Genomic DNA, 16,950 nt, shown 5'->3' on the forward strand with positions numbered 1-16,950 from the left:
CTGCGCCCGCCATCAGACGCCCGCGCGCGCTATGGAAGCGCGCAGCCACAGGACTGGCGAACGACCAGCTCCAGGGGATAGAGGCGATGGTCATCGGCGGCTTCAGCGTGCCCAAGAAGGTGGGCTACGGCATCCTTCGCCATTTGCCGTACGGGCTGACGCAGTGTGGTGAGAGCAGGCCAGCTGTACTCGGATTCCGGCGTTCCATCCAGGGAGACGATGGCGATCTCCCGCGGCACTTCGACACCGCGTTCATGAAGCGCGCGCAGCACACCTACCGCCTGCATGTCCGTGCTTACGAAGAGGGCCGTAGGCCGGTCGCTGCTGGCCACGAGCTTCTGGCCGGCAGCGTAGCCGCCTTCGCGTGAGTAGCCAGCCGGATAACGAGGGCCGGGCGCAACGCCCCCCTCGCGAAGAGCGTCCTCCCAGCCGCGCAAGCGGGTGTCCGACGGCGTCGTGTTTCCGACGAACCCGATGTGCGTGTGGCCGTGCTGGAGAAGGTGAAACACGCCCGCCTTGGCACCATTGAAAAGGTCCGAGCCGATGGCATGTGTGCCCTCAGTGGGATGGAGCTGATTGAAAAGAGAGAGCCGGATTCCGCTGGCGGTGAGATTGGCGATATCTACCAGGCGCAAGTCGCAGGCGACGATAATGCCGTCGACCTGTCGCCCGGCTAGGCGGTTCACGTGCTGCACGACGTCGCTGTCATTGCCATTGATAACGACGAGGGCATACCCGAGCGCCTCCGCAGCGTCCTCCGTTGCCTGCGCGAGTTCGGCAAAGAACGGGTTGCTGCTGTCCGGAACGACCAGCCCGATCATGTCGGAAGAGCCTCGTTTGAGCGCGCGGGCGGCGGCGTTGGGCCGATAGCCGAGCACACGAACGGCGTTCCGTACGCGCTCCGCCGTCGCGAAGGCTACCGGCTTTGGGCCGTTGTTGAGGGTATAGCTCACAACCGCCGTGCTGACGCCAGCATAGCGCGCGACGTCAGCACGGGTGATTGCTTTCTTCGACAAGTCGCTCGGCACAGCTAATCCTCACACATCGTGTGGGGCGTCTCCGAAATCATGGATCGGTAGCCGTTCTCCGCCAGCGAGGGCCGAACGGTGTGCAACAATGCCGGGAAGTGTGAAGCGAGCCGCGACCCATGCGTTGACCGGCGGCAGGGTCCGGGTGTTCACGGCCGTCACGAAATCGTCCACGAGAAAGTGATGGCTGCCTTCGTGCCCGTTGTGCACCCCGATGAATTCGTCAGGGAGGCGCTCGGTGTCGTGGATGAGGGCGTGGCCGGAGACGAACGCGTCCCGCAGCGCGGGAGAGACATTGGCAAGCGAGGGGTCGTCTGCAGTCAGAGTAGCCGAAGTGTCGATCTGAGCTGAGACATCTTCGACGCCGGTCTTGTCCTGCCAGAAAGCGACAGTAGCCATCTGTTCAAAACTTCCTTCCGTTCCGAAAAAGCGAAACCTGGACTCGCGGATGTACGAAGGGTAGCCCACGCGGCGCATCTCATTGATGCGCATGGCGCCACCACTGGCTAGTTCGAACAACGCGGAGGCATTAGAGAAGTCGTTGTCGAACATGCTGATGTCGCGGTCGAAAACGCCATCGTTGCGATCGTCGCGCACGCCGATGCAGCTCACACTCGTGGCGTGATCCGGGATCGCTCCCAGAACGCCCCCGATGGAGTGGGTCGGGTAGAGCATGGGCGGGTAGCTCGCGGTGCTTTTCCAGTCGTCGCCGCCGCTGTACTTGTACGCATCGTAGAACCCCAAGTCCATGTCGTGAACGTAGTCCCCTTCAGCATAGAAAACCCGGCCGAACTTACCGGCGGCGAAGTTCTGCCGAGCGAAAACCGTTGCCGGGTTATAAAAGCTGGTCTCGCCCATCATGTAGCAGAGCTTTGTGTCGCGAACGAGTTCGATGATCGTGGCGATGTCGTCTTCGCTGATCGCCATCGGCACAGCGGAATAGACGTTCTTTCCCGCCCGAAGCGACTGGATAACGAGAGGCCCGTGGGTCCAACGCTGAGTAAATATAGCGATCGAGTCGATGTCGTCTGAGGCGAGCATGGTCTCAAAGTTGTCGACCACGCCGTCGAGGTGGATACGGTCGTTGAGTTCCTGGGCGCGTTCCGTGACGACATCCGTCACGACGACTCGGGACACGCCGGGATGCAGTTTGAAGAGGGTGGCGAACTGGCCGGCAAATTGACCGGCGCCGACAAGTCCAAGTGAGATCGACATGTGCTTCCTTTCCGAAGCTGGAGGCAAAGCGTGTCACCGCCATGGTGCACACGATTGCCGAGTCTACTCGAAACAACTCTGATATCTACCCCGTAATTTCAATAAAAAGAGATCAAAAATACTTCTAGCTAAAATCAATCTACTCGTGTAGATTTGGGCAAATCCGGGTGGTCTGGCGTCAGTCCGCAACCGAAAACCTCCAAGATCAAAGGAATGACAATGAAGTCACGATCAGTACTCTTTGCCGTCGGTACGGTAATCGCGCTCGCCGCAACGGGCTGTAGTTCGGCGGCGAGCGAGGGCACGACGCTCGAATTTCAGACTGGATTGTCCATCGATGCTCAGCTGATGGCGGCCTTCGAGGAGGCCTCCAGCGATTACGAAGCGGCGAACCAGGGTGTCACGATTGATCTGATCCCGGCCGGCACCAACTACGAAGCCGATATGAAAGTGCGCTTGGCCGCCGGTAACGTTCCCGACATTCTGTGGACCCATGGCTGGTCTCTTCTTCGCTACAGTGAGTTCCTCGCGCCGCTTCAGGACGAGCCGTGGGCCGAGCACTTTAACCCGGTTCTCAGCGACGCGATGGTGAACGACGCCGGTGAGTTCTTCGCCTTCCCCGTCGATACGGATGTCGCCGGCCTCATCTACAACGCTGACGTCCTCGACCAGGTCGGCGTCGATCCGGCCGACATTGTGACCTGGGACGATTTCACGGATGCTGCAACTCTCGTGAAAGCGGCCGGCATAGTTCCCATTGCTGCCGCGGGTAAGGACTCCGGTGCCGGTCAACTCGCCGACTGGCTGGCCCCGGGAGCCTATACCGATGACGAACTCACGGAACTCGCCGCCGGCCGATTCGTGGACCAGCCGTATCAGGACCTGCTGGATTTGGTGGAAAGTTGGAAAGATCAGGAACTTTACAACCCGGACTACAGCTCAGCATCCGAAGACGATGTCGCCCGGGCTCTCAGTTCCGGTGATGCGGCCTTCGCCTTCAACCCAAACAGCATGGTGAGCAACGCAACGCAGTACAACCCGGACGTGACGCTCGGCTACCTGCCAGTGCCGTCGATCACCGGTGACGATCCCTACCTGATCGGCGGCGAGTACAACGCGTACGGGCTGTCTAAAACTGGTGACAATCTCGAGCTGGCGAAGGACTTTCTGAACTTCCTTGCCCAGCCAGCCCAGGCCGGGGCGCTCGCGTCGGCTGTTGGCAGCATCCCAGGCATGACGAACGCGACCTCCGAGCTCGGAGCGCTACAGGACAGCTACGACCGCTACGTCGCGGATGGCACAGTCCCGTTGAAGCCGTACTTTGACAGGGTCTATCTGCCCAACGGGATGTGGAACACCATGGTCACCTCGACCGATTCGGTGATCACCGGACAAAGCGCTCCCTCCGGTGCGCTCACCCAAGTCAAGAGTGACTTCTCCAGTCTCTTCGGGCAGTCCAACTAGCCAATCCGGAAACGGGGCGCCCTCATCCCTTGCGGATGAGGGCGCCCCGACGCACAGTTCCCGAGGAGGAATCGATGTCGCAAGTGACAACCCTGCCCCGAGCGGGCATCCGACGGCGGCCGAGGCGCGGTCGAGGTGCCGGTATCAACGTGTTCTATCTCCCCGCGCTGCTCATCTTCGCCATCTTCACGATTTACCCGCTTCTGAATGGCATCACCCTTTCGTTCACGAACTGGAATGGGTACAGCGCGGCGCGCGATGTCGTAGGCGCAGCGAACTACCTGCGTCTGTTCGAAGACGAGACGTTTCGTATGGTGCTGCTGAACACCTTCATTTTCGGGATCGGCAGCACGGTCATCCAACAGATCCTTGGCCTGGGTCTGGCCGTGGCACTCGATCGACCGTTGCGCGGACGGACTGCGATTCGCGCGATCATCTACCTGCCGGTGCTGGTGTCTCCGGTGATCATGGGCACCATGTACTACCTCTTCTTCCAGTACAACAATGGGGCCCTCAACGACATCACGACCTTGTTCGGCGGCGAACGCATAGCCTGGCTGAGTGATTCCCAGACCGCTGTGCTGATCATTGTGCTGGTCAACTCGTTGCAGTTCGTGGGCATCTCGATGATCATCTATCTCGCCGGACTTCAGTCGATACCCACCGTCTACTACGAGGCGGCCAACCTCGACGGCGCGGGCGCCTGGCAGCAGTTTCGGCACATCACCATTCCCCTGCTGCAGCCTGCCTTTGCCACCAGCATCGTGCTCAACCTGATCGGCGGGCTGAAACTCTACGACATTATTCAGGTGCTCACTGGCGGCGGGCCCGGCTACTCGACCAACTCGGTGTCCACCTTGGTCGGGGTGGCCTACTTCGACAACCAGAGTGCGGGCTATGCCTCCGCCATGGGAGTCGTGCTGTTTCTCATCATCGTGGTGTTCACCCTCGGACTGAACACCCTCCTCAATCGACGTCGGCTGGAGCAGCAATGATCACCAAACTCGGCCGTCCCGCCAAGATTCTGCTTGCCGCAGGGTTGCTGGCCATTGTCGTCCTTCAGCTGCTGCCGTTCTATGTGTCGATCACCACCTCTTTAAAGGAGCGCACCGACCTCTCCTCGACATGGCTGCCGCCCCTGGACGGAGTGTTCCTCGGCAATTTCATGTCGGCAATCACGGATGGCAACATCCTGCAGTCCATTTTGAACAGCGCAATTGTCACGGGTGTATCCACGATCCTGGTTTGTTTCTTGGGGGCCATGGCCGCATACCCGCTGGCACGTCGGCTCACCACGATGAATAAGGCCGTTGGAGCGCTCATTCTCGCGCTGATCATGATTCCACCGCTCAGTATTCTCGTTCCGCTGTACACAATGCTGACGCAGATGCAGGCGGTGAACACCTACTGGGGGATCATTGCGGTCATGGTGTCGACGCACCTGCCGCTCAGCATCTTCTTCTACACGGCATTCATGCGATCGTTGCCGATATCGGTAGAGGAAGCGGCCACGGTCGACGGGGCGAGCGCGTTCCAGACGTTTTTCCTGGTGGTCTTACCCGTGCTGAAACCCGTCACCGCCACCGTCGCTATTCTGACCGGGGTGAGCACCTGGAACGAGTATGCCCTGTCCTCGTTTATCCTGACCGACCCGGCGATCCGAACGATCGCCCCATCGATCGCGTCCTTCTTCTCGGCGCAATCGAGCAACCTTGGCGCGGCATCGGCGGCTTCACTCCTCGCTGTGCTGCCGGTGCTCATTGCCTACCTGTTTCTGCAGCGCTACTTCATCAAGGGAATGGTGGCGGGGTCGGAGAAATAACTGACCCCGGCTCGCCGCCCAATGAATACGACCATCTGAGCCGGGCGTAAACTATCTTGATAGCAAGATACTTTCCCGCCGCCGCGCGGTTTGCGCGGACGCACCACGCCTCGGCGTGAGACAAGGAGTCACGGCATGAGTACATTCACCGACAAGGTCGCCATCGTCACGGGCGGCGGAAGTGGCATTGGAGAGGCCATCGCAATGGCCCTCGCGACAGAGGGCGCATCCGTCGTGGTCACCGACATCAATCTCGAGGCGGCGCAGCGCGTCACCGACGAGATCATCGCAGCGGCGGGAACCGCGTCCGCATTCAAGCAGAACACCTCGATTGCCGCCGAGTCGGAAGCGGCCGTGGACTTCGCCGTCGCCACCTACGGCGCCCTGCACTTGGCCGTGAATAACGCCGGGATCGCCGGCGCGCCCGCCGACATTGGCGAGTACGACACGGCTGTGTGGGACCGTGTCATCGGCGTCGACCTCAGCGGCGTGTTCTATGGCATGCGCTACCAGCTGCCCGCAATGGTCGCAGCAGGCGGTGGCTCCGTGGTCAACATGAGCAGCGTGCTCGGATCCGTTGGCATCGCCCAGAACGCGGCTTACGTGGCCAGCAAGCACGCGCTCGTCGGCCTGACCAAGGTTGCAGCCCTCGAGTATTCGGCCCGAAACGTGCGCACCAACGCCGTGGGACCGGGCTTCATCGACACTCCGCTGGTGCGTTCCGCGATGGGTGCCGAAGCGATCATCGCCCTCGAGGCTCAGCACGCGACGGGACGCCTTGGCACCAGTGCCGAGGTAGCTGCCCTTGTCTTGTTCCTGCTCAGCGACGCCGCGTCGTTCATCACCGGTAGCTACCACCTCGTCGACGGCGGGTACTCCGCGCACTAACTAACAGTGTGTCCGGCGGCATCCGTTGTGAAGCGGATGCCGCCGGCGCGAGACTGCGACGCGGGTCGCGGAAGTGACGCCGGTGCGCGGCTCAGCGACGGAAGGCGAGCGCCGCGACCCGATCGGCCTGCACATTCGCGCGGTGAAGCTCCTGGTGAGCAACTAACTCTGGGCGGCGACGCATGATGAGCCAGACGATGCCGAGCCCGATGAACCACACCGGTGTCACGAGCAGCGCCTGCAGGGTGTCGGTCTTCTGGGTGAGTGCCCAGATTAAGAAGACGAAGAACGCGAGCAGGACGTAACACATGGACACACCGCCGGGCATTTTGAACTTTGAGGCCGCGTGCAGCGCGGGGCGGCGCTTGCGGTAAGCGAGGTAGCTCACCACGATGATGCTCCACACGAAGATGAACAGCACCGACGCCATTGTCGTCACCACCGTGAACACGGCAATGATCGACGAGCTCGCATACAGAAGCACAGCGGATACGAGCAGAAACAGGCACGAGAACAGTAGGGCGTTGGCCGGTACTTTGTGGCGGCTTAGTCGTTGAAAGCGCCTCGGTGCCGTGCCGTCGACCGACAGCCCGAAGAGCATTCTCGATGTTGAATACAGCCCGGAGTTCGCTGAGGAGGTCGCGCTCGTGAGCACGACGAAGTTGATCACGGACGCGGCAGCGCCGAGGCCCGCGAGGGCGAACATTGCCACGAACGGGCTCACATCGGCAGTGACCTCACGCCACGGAGTGACCGCCATGATCATGATCAGGGCCAGAACGTAGAACAGCATGATGCGAATGGGGATCGAGTTAATCGCTTTGGGAAGGTTCTTCTCCGGGTGCTGCGCTTCGGCGGCCGTCGTGCCAACGAGTTCGACGCCGAGGAAGGCAAAGACAGAGAGTTGGAAGCCGGCGATGAACCCCATGGGGCCGGTCGGAAACATCCCGCCGTCGTTCCACAAATTGCTGAAACTCGCCGCGGTGCCGCCGGGGGACTGGAACTTCGTGAACACCATCACCAGACCCACGACGATCAGCGTCACAATAGCGATGATCTTGATCAGCGCGAACCAGAACTCGGTCTCGCCAAACGCTTTGACACTCGTGAGGTTGAAACCCAGCAGAATCAACACCGCCCCGAGCGCCGGAATCCACAGCGGCAACTCTGGCCACCAAAAGCTCGTGTAGAGCGCTATCGCAATCAGCTCGGCGATGGCGGTCACTATCCAGCAGAGCCAGTACGTCCAGCTGGTGAAGAAGGCAGCCCACGGCCCGAGCAGGTCACCAGCGAAGTCGCTGAACGACTTGTATTCGAGGTTGGAGAGCAACAATTCACCCATGGCCCGCATCACGAAGAACAGCATGAAGCCGATGATCATATACACGAAGATCACGGACGGCCCCGCGAGGGAGATCGTCTTTCCCGAGCCCATGAACAGGCCCGTTCCGATCGCACCGCCGATGGCGATGAGCTGGATATGGCGGTTCGACAGCGATCGGGCCAGGTGCGGCTGTGTGCTGGAGGCTAGTCGAATGTTGGGTTTCAATTGCGACATCGGAGATACTTCCTTGTAATCCAGACGATTGACAGAGTGTCGGGTTCTCCGATCTCTGAGAAAAAGCGGGTAGCGGATGCCGGTGCTGGCGGATAAGCCAGGGCCCGGCATCCGCTATACAGCGCTGCGAGCGCAGCACTTGAGAACAGAGCGGTCAGACGAGAGCGGCCTCGGCCTGTGTGACGAGGTCGGTCCAGTCGGCGAGCGGCAGGTCGAGGGCGATGCTGACCGAGCGGTTGGCGACCTTTCCGGCAGCGATGTTCAGCCCGCCGGCGAGGGCGGCGTCGCGCTCGAATGCTGCGCGCACGCCACGGTCGGCAATCGACAGGGCATAGGGCAGGGTCACATTGGTCAGTGCGAGGGTCGATGTCTGCGGAACGGCGCCGGGCATGTTGGCGACGCAGTAGAAGATCGAGCCGTGCACGGGGAAGGTCGGGTTCTCGTGCGTTGTGGCATGAGTGCCTTCGAAACATCCGCCCTGGTCAACGGCGATATCTACGAGCACGGAGCCCCGCTTCATGCGCGACACGAGCTCGTTCGTGACGAGCTTGGGGGCCTTGGCGCCCGGAATCAGTACGGAGCCGATCACCAGGTCGGCTTCGATGACGGAGCGGTTGATTTCGTAGGCGTTCGAGGCAATGGTCTTCAAACGTCCGGCGTACTGCGCGTCGAGTTCGCGCAGGCGGTCGATGTTGATGTCGAGGATGGTGACGTCGGCGCCCATGCCGATGGCCATAGCGGCGGCGTTAGAGCCGGCGACGCCGGCACCGATTACGGTCACCTTGGCGGCGCGCACCCCGGGTACGCCGCCCATCAGGATGCCGGGGCCGCCGCCGGGGCGGGTCATCGACGCAGCGCCGACTTGAACAGCGAGGCGTCCGGCTACCTCGCTCATCGGTGCGAGCAAGGGCAGTGAGCGGTCGGCCTTTTGCACCGTCTCGTAGGCGATGGCGGTGACGCCGGATTCGAGCAGGGCGGTGGCGAGGGCGGGCTCGGCCGCGAGGTGCAGGTAGGTGAAAAGAATCAGGCCCTCACGAAAATAGGAGTACTCGGCGGCGATCGGCTCTTTCACCTTGAGAATCAGGTCAGCGCTTGCCCACACCTCGAAGGCAGTATCGATGATTGTGGCTCCGGCGGCTGCATAATCCGTGTCCGTGAAGCCGGAGGCGATTCCCGCTCCGGCCTGCACGAGCACGGTATGGCCGTGGAGCTTGGCCTCGTGTACTCCGGCGGCGGTGATCGCCACGCGGAATTCGTTGTTCTTAACTTCGGACGGAACACCAATGATCATGGGGAACTCCTACTTCTTGAAGACGCTTGGCCGACCGACTTTGGTCTGCATAAAAACGATAAGCCCGGGTTTGTGGGCCGTCGCGGCGAGACTCTGCCGACAACGGATGCCGTGAGCTGGGCCGTCGCACGTCGCGCGGGGCCAGAACCACCAGTTTTCCGGCGTTTTCGGGCATTTTTCACTTTCGACACCGAAGCCGAGGTGGGGTGAATTCAACAGTCACCGCAACGTGAATTCGACATTTGTAGCGTCGAGGCGCGTCGATTGTCGCCTAACGTTCACGCGGCTCCGTAGGATTGGGCCTATGACAGCGGCCGATATCGACCAGGCGGTGGTCATCATCGCTGCGAAACTTGGTCGCGCTCTCTCACTGGAAGACCTCGATGGCGGGCTGCTCGCGTACAGCGCGCATCAATTCACGGCTGACAGAGTGCGCACGAATTTTTTGCTGAGCAAGTTGGTTCCGCCCGATGTGAGCGCCTGGCAGCTGAGCCACGGCATTGCTCGGGCGGTAAAACCGGTTCCGGTTCCGGCCAACGCCGACCTCGGAATGTTGGGCCGGGTGTGCGTGCCACTGCTGGCGCGTGGATTTCGAGTGGGCTATCTGTGGGTGCTGCAGCTCGACGACGAGCTCGAGCCCGACGCTATCGTAAAAGAGCTGCGGGTCATCCGCCCCGAGTTGGACGCCCTCGCGGAGATGCTGCTCAACCGAACCAGTGCGGATTCCGACGGCCGTCGTACCGGCGAGGCGCAGTTTGTCGCGGCGTGCTTGGGCGACCGCGCGGCCGCTTTCGCGGTCGACGGGTGGCCTGGCGTGCATGGACGAGGACCGTGGCGTCTGGCCGCGCTGCTCGAGCGTGGCGACAACGCCGAGCGCGACCCCGCCGAAAGCAGTCTGCTGTACCGCCTCTCTGCACTTCATGCCACGCTTGGCATCAACACCGTATTGTTCTCAGCCGGCACTGAAACGCATGCTGTTTTGTTGCTCCACGACGCGATTGACGGCTTCGACCTGTCCGAGGTTCGACGGCGCTTCGAGCTTGAGGTCTCTCGCCGCGGCGGGCAGGTGGTGGCGCCGGTTCTGCTCGGGCTGAGCGAGCCCTTTTCTGACCTGCGGTGGCTGCCCGGCGCGTACTCCGAGGCGCGGAGCGCCCTGCAGGCAGCCACGGTGGATGCCCAGCTGGGCAGGCTCGTATCGTTTCGCGCTATTGGGGTCTACCAATTTTTGGCCGTTGCCGGTCGGGACGTCTCCTCGTCTGAGTCAGCGCTCTTCTGTGAGCTCCGCGAACTCGACCGCAATGGGGAACTGCTGCCCGTGCTCGAGATGCTGTACGACAAGGACGGGTCAGTGGCCGAGGTTGCCGAGCACCTGCACTTGCACCGAACCAGCATTTACAACCGGCTGGGACGTATCCGTTCTCTCTTGGGCGTCGACCCGCTCGGCGGGCAGGCACGCCTCGAACTGCATTTGGCACTCAAAGCCGAACGCTGGGCCGGCCGGCCTCGGCTGTAGCGCGGTTCCGCTGTATTTAAGCGTTGCGGTAGACGCGGGGAACGCGCGGGCTGATGCGGGTGACCACCTCATAGTTGATGGTGCCGGCCGCCGCCGCCCACTCGTCAACGGATGCTTCGCCGTCGTCGCCGGGGCCGAACAGCACCGCTTCGACACCAATCACCGACGCGCCGGAGGCCACGAGTGCGGCTTCGCCGAGGTCGATAACCATCTGGTCCATGGCGATGCGTCCGACCACGGGATAGGTGACGCCGTTCACCCGCACCGGACCTCCCGTGGCGATGCGCGGAATACCGTCGGCATAGCCCAACGGAATGAGCCCAAGCGTCGTTGGCGCCGCGGTTCGGTAATTCAGCCCGTATGAGACGCCGTGCTCGGCGGGTACGTCTTTGCACATAGACACGAGCGTGCGCAGCGTCATCGCCGGTCGCAGCCCGAGGTTGGCCGAGGTCTTGTCGGCGAACGGCGAGAGTCCGTAGATGGCGAGACCGGCGCGCACCAGATCGAAGTGCGTGTCGGGGCGGGAGAGCGCGCCGGCGCTGTTGGCGAGGTGCCGCAGCGCCGGGCTGAGTCCCGCTGCGTGTGCCTGCGCACTGGCCATAGTAAATGCCACAATCTGAGTGTCAGTCTCAATGCGGGAGGGCTCATCGGCCACCGCGAGGTGCGAGAAGATGCCCACGACGGTCACGTATCCGGCTATCTCGGCCTGCCGGGCGCGGGCTACGAGGTCGCCCCAATCCTGGGCGGTGCTGCCGTTTCGGCCCAGACCGGAGTCGATCTTGAGATGAATGCGTGCGGTTTTTCGCAGTTGCTGCGCGGCCGCAACGATGAGCGGCAGCTCCCAGCCGGAGCATCCGAGGTCGATATCGGCGGCGACGGCGGCGTGAAAGTCACTGTCCGTGGTGTGCAGCCAGGCCAGTATCGGCGCATGGAATGCCGCAGCGCGCAGGGCAAGCGCCTCCGAGATATGCGCCACGCCGAGCCACTCCGCTCCAGCCTCGAGCGCTGCGCGGGCGACCGGTGCGACGCCGTGACCGTAGGCATCCGCTTTGACGACTGCCATCAATCGGGCTGGGGCTACGAGGTTCACGAGGTGCCGAACGTTGTGCCTGATCGCGTCGAGGTCGATCACGGCCGCGCGCTCCGGTAGCGGTTCTGTGGCGGGGGAGAGGGCTGCAGATTTCACACGTTGCAGCCTAGCCCTCGGTTGCGCCAGCGCCGGCCGAGAGAAACGGTGCTTGATCTCAGTGCACCAGTGCCAGCAGCAGCGCAACGGATATGAAGAGCATGCCGAAGGTGCGGTTGAGAATGAGCTGCCCGCGAGCGGTGCTCGTGAAGCGCTGGAACGATCTCGCCGCAACCGCGAAGAACAGCCACATCACCACGATGTCGATCAGTACCACGGTGACGGTCAGCACCAGGTATTGGGGGAGCAGCGGCTGCTCCGGCCGAATGAACTGCGGCATGAACGCGAGAAAGAAGACGAGCGCCTTGGGGTTGAGCAGGTTGACCCACAGGCCGCGGCGAAACATCGACCAGGCCGGCTCCCGGGTTTGCGGTGTGGTCGCGTCCGTGGTCGGGTTGGGTTTTTGCAGAATCAGACGGATGCCCAGAAACACCAGGTAGGCGGCGCCGGCATACCGAATGACGTTGAAGAGCACGGGGGATCCGGAGACGAGCACCCCGACACCGAGCGCTACAACGATGATGTGCACGATGAGCGCGGCCTGCTGTCCGAGAATTCCCCAGATCGAGCGCCGAAACCCGCTGGTGAGCGAGTTGTTCATGGTGTTGATCGCGCCTGCGCCGGGGGTGAAGCTGATTAGCACGCCGGCGCCCGCTAGGGCCAGCCACAGGGAAAGTTGCACACGTTAGCGTAGCGCGGGTGCGACGGATGCCGCGGCGTGCGTCACCAAGACTGGCCCTCCCGTCCCACTCGATGTAGCCTGTCAGCCCGGAAGGCGGTCGTCACGATGGGCAGCTTCTGGTCAGAGAGGTCCCTTCAACAGGTGCTGCCGCAGACCCGGTATCGCGAAGGACACCTTGCCGTACCCCGCGGGTTCGATGAGCCCAGCGGCCAGAAGCCGTGCGCGATAATTGGCGACGGTGTTGGGTTGACGTCCCATGCGCACGCCGATATCACCGGCGCTCGACGGGCCATCATCAAGGGCCATCGCGCTCAGAAAATCCAAGTCCTTGGGAGAAATAGTGGCTAGCGCGGCCTCAATGACCGTTCGCGAGTTTCTGCTGGAAGCCGCTTGAATGGCCCTCTCGACCGCGTCCGTCCTGAGTTCACCGTTGTTGTTCTCGGCCTCTCGCCAGAGAAAGTATCCCACCAGCTGAATCAGAAATGGGTAGCCGCCCGTAGCCTCAGCCGCCGTGTGAATTAGAGCGGGCTCGATGGCAAATCCCGCTTGCGCAAACGTTTCCGTGAACGACTTCTCCACGTCGCGCTCGGCCGCCGCGTGCAGATCAATCTTGTCTGCCCTGCGCAGAAACGTCGCCACGCCTTCGTTGAGCAGATCGGATACAGCCGCCGGGAGTCCGGCGAATACGAGCCCAATCGGCAGCCCATCCTGAATGAAATGCTGAATATTGGCCGCAAGCTGCGCGAGTTCGGTTCGGTCGGCCGCGTGGATCTCATCAACGGTGATAATCAGACCAGTGTTCTGGGCGGCCAGTATCCGAAGTAGATCCTCGCCGACCGTGCGCCACGCCACCTGGCGTTCCGGTGGAAGTTGTGTGCTGACGCTGAATCCGAGGGCCGCAATCGCCGTGACTCGGCGCACTTGGGGACCGTCGCCGAGCTCTTCGGTGAGCAGTCGCATGCTCTCCCCGATGCGCCCCATAAACCCGGCAGTCGCCGTCTCCGCGATGACCACCCACCCGTGTTCTCGCGCGCGGTCGTGTGCGGCACCGAGCATCACGGTCTTGCCGATGCCTCGTGCGCCCGTGAAGATGGTGAGTAGCCCGGGAGCGCCTGAGCCGAGGGTCAGTCCGTAGTCGAATTCGTCAAGCAGACCGGCCCGCCCGATGATCTCTGGCGGGGTCGCACCGGCTGACGGTCGAAAAGGGTTTGGCATCGAACGCTCCTTGTGTATCTCTGTGTATCTTATGTAACTGATGAGTCTTGTGTATCTTCCAAGGCTACGCCTGGCTGAGCTTTCGCCCTAAGTACGCGCCGCCAGAACCCTCACCCATTTCAAAACGGATGCCGGTGACACCTGCGTCTCTGGTGAATCGCCATGGGGCATCCGCTGTTCCGCGGAGAACCAAGGGCTGTCGGGAGTGTCTGGCAAGATCTCACAATGACCAACTTGGACCTGCACACCATGAACGTCGGGGAACTTCTTGACACCTATTCAAGAATCCTCGACGAGTTGCGCAACCGCGGTCTCATTCGCACGAAGAACGCCCCGGTCGGTGACCTTGCCGAATACGCAGCCTCGATCGCATACGAGGGGAAGCTGGAGAAGAACTCCGCAAAGTCGTACGATCTACTCGCGGGTGACGGTCGCCGGGTGCAGGTGAAGGTACGGAACGTCGTCCCGACAACCAGCCAGTCGCAGACCTTTTCGGCGATCCGATCCGATGGCTATGACGTTTGTCTATTCGTCCTCGTCACAGACAACCGCGTCACCCTGGCCAAGGAATGGTCGCTGGCGGTCGTCAAAATGCATGGCCGGTTCCAGGCGCACACGAACTCCGTCACCGTCCGGGTTGGGAAGGTCTTGGCGGTCGGCACGGATGTCACGACGATGATGCAGTCGGCGTGGACAGAAATGCGGGCGATCATCGCGACTACCGGAGTTATCTAAGCCGTTGCGTGCCGAGGGGCACACGGTGCTGCTGCACTGCGCGAAGGCGCAGACCCGCACACCATCGGTCACGGCACGCCACGCAGCCCTCTCTAGGGCGTGCTGATCGACCAGGCACTCGCCAAAATTGATGCGTGCCTTCTGACCGCGAAGCCTGCGCAATTTTTTGCGCGACGTCGTCACACGGCTGGCCGGGAGCGTGACCAATGAGGAGGCAGGGGCCTGAGCGACGCGGCATCGAACAATTCCGGAAATAACTTCGCGACCAACGAGGGCGCAGGGGACGGGTACGAGGAATGCAACCCGCCGGCCGACCGTTTTCTCACCGCGCAGATCTGGTGGCTCGCAAGCGAACTCGTGCGGCGGCACCCGCACCTGCGCATCTCGGGCCGAGAGGTTGCCGGCGAGGGCCGCCTGGTGATGGCGCACGACGAGCAGGACAGCATGAACATCCAGTGGGATCTCGTGGGCGGCTGCAAGTTTCTGGTCAACGGTGTCGTGAACAGCATCAGCTGGATCGAGATGATGGCGGCCGTCAGCCCGCACGAGACCGTCAAGCGCATCGAGGTCGACGACCGGTACGAGTGGTACGCGGTGCCGGCGCCGATGAACCCCTACGACGACCCCGACTGCCCCTACTTTCTACCGTTCCCGTCGGCTCTTAAGGCCCGCGACGACTACGCCGAAAAAGCGGATGCCCAGATCGCCGCGACCGGCCGCACCATCCACTTCTTTCAGCCGTTCTGGGCGCTGCTGCGCAACCTCGAGCCGATCGCCATCTTCGATGACGCCGGCGTGATCCACACGGTGATGGGCGCGACCGAGCTGATGCCGGCCTACGGAAACACTCACCGCAACCTCACCATCACCACGGTCCAGGTCTTGGGCCCTTACATGCCGTGATGACATTTGAACCAAGGAGCACCACAATGACGAACCCCGAACTGCCCGCTCCAAAGTACGTCGACCTCGTCGACGTACGGGCATCCGTTGCCGAGTATCGGCTCTCGAGGCCGGAAGCCTCGATGCTTGACGTCGCAATCAACCTGGCCCGTGCAGCGCACGCCGGCCAGCGCGACAAGGCGGGCGTCGATTACATTCGCCACCCGCTCGAGGTGATGCGCCGGGTAAGCACCAACGACGAGAAGATCGTGGCAGTCTTCCACGACGTCGTGGAAGACACAGCGGTGACGCTCGACTACCTGCGCACGCCCGGCTTCGAGGAACACGTCGTCAGGGCGATGGATGCCGTCACCAAGCGCAAGGGCGGGCCGCTCGCTGAGTTGATGGCCCGGGTAGCGGCCAACCCGCTCGCGCTGATCGTGAAGCTGGCCGATATCTCGCACAACGCCGACCCCGTGCGGCAAGCTGGGCTGTCTGGTGAGGCGCAGGCACGGCTGACGGAGAAGTACGCGAAGTTGGCCGTGTTTTTGGGGACGACGCTTGCGCAAATCCTCGCGGGGCACAGAAAACCACGATTCGATGGGCGTATAGCAGACGTGCGTGGTGCCCGAACGTAAGTAGCCATTTCCTCCTCGACCGACAGCGTTTCAGCGACCACCTGCTGGCGCCGTTCGGCAAGAGAGTGACTTAGATTCTCATTGGAGACCTCCTAAGCGACATCGCGCGAATCTTCATCATGGCCGCCGCTGCTCGGCCTCCGGGCTCCACCAATCCCCATCGTCATCGCGGGCCTGGCCCGCTGCTGCAACCGTTACGACCGTCTTCAGGTCGCCCCAGGCAGTCGCGCCGCCCGACAACTCTTGTACGCGCGCGATTCCACGGCTCTTCACTTTGATCGCTGCGAGATCGCTGCGAGACACTACATAGAACTTCCATTGGGAAACGTCCAACTGGTCGTAAGCATCGTGCGAGGTCGCGGTCTGCACGCAGAAGACATAGACCATGGCGTTTAGTCGCGGCCCGAGAGGATCGCGGCCTCCCTTCGGTGCTCGGAGATCTGACCGAGTTCCCCGCAGCCCGCCGAATCTCAGAGTGCTCAGCTCTTCCTGCTCCCACAGCTGCAGGTAGGCAGACGACTTCACCTCAATCGTAATTTCGCCAAACAGCAGGTCATACGCATCCCATTCAATGCGTTTCAGATCTCTGATTGCAAGCGCAGTGCCCACGAGATACTCGGCAAGGTATCCGCGGGCATTATTCATGCGCAGATCCCCAAGAGCAAACTGCCAGAAATCCTTCACCCTTGCCCTACGCAGCCCAAGAAACCTCATCCTGCCCGTGAGTGCTTTCCGCACCGGCGGAACCAACCACTGAATTGCATCTCCCATCTTCGGAGCCTAGTGGTGACCCCGCTCCCGCTAGATTGAATCGAAATCATCGAGGGACGTAT

Annotated in this window: 16 protein-coding genes; 8 read left to right on the plus strand and 8 right to left on the minus strand. The window is 62.1% G+C overall.

Annotated features, from left to right (window positions below; translation table 11 throughout):
• Nucleotides 1-29 precede the first annotated feature (29 nt).
• Both CXY75_RS06255 and CXY75_RS06260 read right to left on the minus strand, forming a co-directional pair.
• On the minus strand, nt 30-1,028 hold the full coding sequence (locus CXY75_RS06255) for a LacI family DNA-binding transcriptional regulator (RefSeq protein WP_104081971.1): 999 nt from the start codon (nt 1,026-1,028) through the stop codon (nt 30-32).
• 9 nt (nt 1,029-1,037) lie between these two features.
• Nucleotides 1,038-2,243 carry a Gfo/Idh/MocA family protein gene (locus CXY75_RS06260; RefSeq protein ID WP_104081972.1) on the minus strand — a complete coding sequence of 402 codons (1,206 nt, stop codon included), beginning with the start codon at nt 2,241-2,243 and terminating at the stop codon, nt 1,038-1,040.
• Between the two features lie 219 nt (nt 2,244-2,462).
• Between CXY75_RS06260 and CXY75_RS06265 the strand changes: the two genes are divergently transcribed.
• The 4 genes from CXY75_RS06265 (at nt 2,463) to CXY75_RS06280 (ending at nt 6,417) form a co-directional block, all read left to right on the plus strand.
• Nucleotides 2,463-3,707, plus strand: coding sequence for an ABC transporter substrate-binding protein (locus CXY75_RS06265; RefSeq protein ID WP_158251136.1), 1,245 nt, complete (start codon nt 2,463-2,465; stop codon nt 3,705-3,707).
• Nucleotides 3,708-3,781: 74 nt separating this feature from the next.
• Nucleotides 3,782-4,702 (plus strand): carbohydrate ABC transporter permease, encoded by a 921-nt coding sequence (locus CXY75_RS06270; protein ID WP_104081974.1) that lies wholly within the window; start codon nt 3,782-3,784, stop codon nt 4,700-4,702.
• Nucleotides 4,699-5,529, plus strand: coding sequence for a carbohydrate ABC transporter permease (locus CXY75_RS06275; RefSeq protein ID WP_104081975.1), 831 nt, complete (start codon nt 4,699-4,701; stop codon nt 5,527-5,529). Before CXY75_RS06270 ends, CXY75_RS06275 begins: the two co-directional genes overlap by 4 nt.
• 135 nt (nt 5,530-5,664) lie before the next feature.
• A complete protein-coding gene (locus CXY75_RS06280) occupies nt 5,665-6,417 on the plus strand; it encodes an SDR family NAD(P)-dependent oxidoreductase (protein ID WP_104081976.1) in 753 nt (250 codons plus the stop codon).
• A 91-nt stretch (nt 6,418-6,508) separates the two neighbouring features.
• Here CXY75_RS06280 and cycA read toward each other — a convergent pair whose 3' ends face one another.
• Both cycA and ald read right to left on the minus strand, forming a co-directional pair.
• On the minus strand, nt 6,509-7,975 hold the full coding sequence (gene cycA, locus CXY75_RS06285; RefSeq protein WP_104081977.1) for a D-serine/D-alanine/glycine transporter: 1,467 nt from the start codon (nt 7,973-7,975) through the stop codon (nt 6,509-6,511).
• Between the two features lie 154 nt (nt 7,976-8,129).
• Nucleotides 8,130-9,266 (minus strand): alanine dehydrogenase, encoded by a 1,137-nt coding sequence (gene ald / locus CXY75_RS06290; RefSeq protein WP_104081978.1) that lies wholly within the window; start codon nt 9,264-9,266, stop codon nt 8,130-8,132.
• A gap of 304 nt (nt 9,267-9,570) precedes the next feature.
• Between ald and CXY75_RS06295 the strand changes: the two genes are divergently transcribed.
• On the plus strand, nt 9,571-10,779 hold the full coding sequence (locus CXY75_RS06295) for a CdaR family transcriptional regulator (protein WP_104081979.1): 1,209 nt from the start codon (nt 9,571-9,573) through the stop codon (nt 10,777-10,779).
• Nucleotides 10,780-10,795: 16 nt separating this feature from the next.
• Here the strand turns inward: CXY75_RS06295 and alr are convergent, their stop codons facing one another.
• The 3 genes from alr to CXY75_RS06310 form a co-directional block, all read right to left on the minus strand.
• On the minus strand, nt 10,796-11,965 hold the full coding sequence (gene alr / locus CXY75_RS06300) for an alanine racemase (protein ID WP_233201769.1): 1,170 nt from the start codon (nt 11,963-11,965) through the stop codon (nt 10,796-10,798).
• A gap of 58 nt (nt 11,966-12,023) precedes the next feature.
• Nucleotides 12,024-12,647 carry a LysE family transporter gene (locus CXY75_RS06305; RefSeq protein WP_104081980.1) on the minus strand — a complete coding sequence of 208 codons (624 nt, stop codon included), beginning with the start codon at nt 12,645-12,647 and terminating at the stop codon, nt 12,024-12,026.
• A gap of 120 nt (nt 12,648-12,767) precedes the next feature.
• On the minus strand, nt 12,768-13,862 hold the full coding sequence (locus CXY75_RS06310; protein WP_104081981.1) for an ATP-binding protein: 1,095 nt from the start codon (nt 13,860-13,862) through the stop codon (nt 12,768-12,770).
• Between the two features lie 225 nt (nt 13,863-14,087).
• Here CXY75_RS06310 and CXY75_RS06315 point away from each other — a divergent pair, with 225 nt between their 5' ends.
• The 3 genes from CXY75_RS06315 (at nt 14,088) to CXY75_RS06325 (ending at nt 16,117) form a co-directional block, all read left to right on the plus strand.
• On the plus strand, nt 14,088-14,597 hold the full coding sequence (locus CXY75_RS06315) for a hypothetical protein (protein WP_104081982.1): 510 nt from the start codon (nt 14,088-14,090) through the stop codon (nt 14,595-14,597).
• Between the two features lie 357 nt (nt 14,598-14,954).
• Nucleotides 14,955-15,500 carry a hypothetical protein gene (locus CXY75_RS06320; protein ID WP_104081983.1) on the plus strand — a complete coding sequence of 182 codons (546 nt, stop codon included), beginning with the start codon at nt 14,955-14,957 and terminating at the stop codon, nt 15,498-15,500.
• 26 nt (nt 15,501-15,526) lie between these two features.
• Nucleotides 15,527-16,117, plus strand: a complete 591-nt coding sequence (locus tag CXY75_RS06325; RefSeq protein WP_199182387.1) for a bifunctional (p)ppGpp synthetase/guanosine-3',5'-bis(diphosphate) 3'-pyrophosphohydrolase — start codon at nt 15,527-15,529, stop codon at nt 16,115-16,117.
• A 117-nt stretch (nt 16,118-16,234) separates the two neighbouring features.
• Here the strand turns inward: CXY75_RS06325 and CXY75_RS06330 are convergent, their stop codons facing one another.
• On the minus strand, nt 16,235-16,888 hold the full coding sequence (locus CXY75_RS06330) for a hypothetical protein (RefSeq protein WP_104081984.1): 654 nt from the start codon (nt 16,886-16,888) through the stop codon (nt 16,235-16,237).
• Nucleotides 16,889-16,950 lie beyond the last annotated feature (62 nt).

It is taken from the genome of Cryobacterium sp. Y11 (assembly GCF_002929535.1).
GTDB lineage: Bacteria > Actinomycetota > Actinomycetes > Actinomycetales > Microbacteriaceae > Cryobacterium.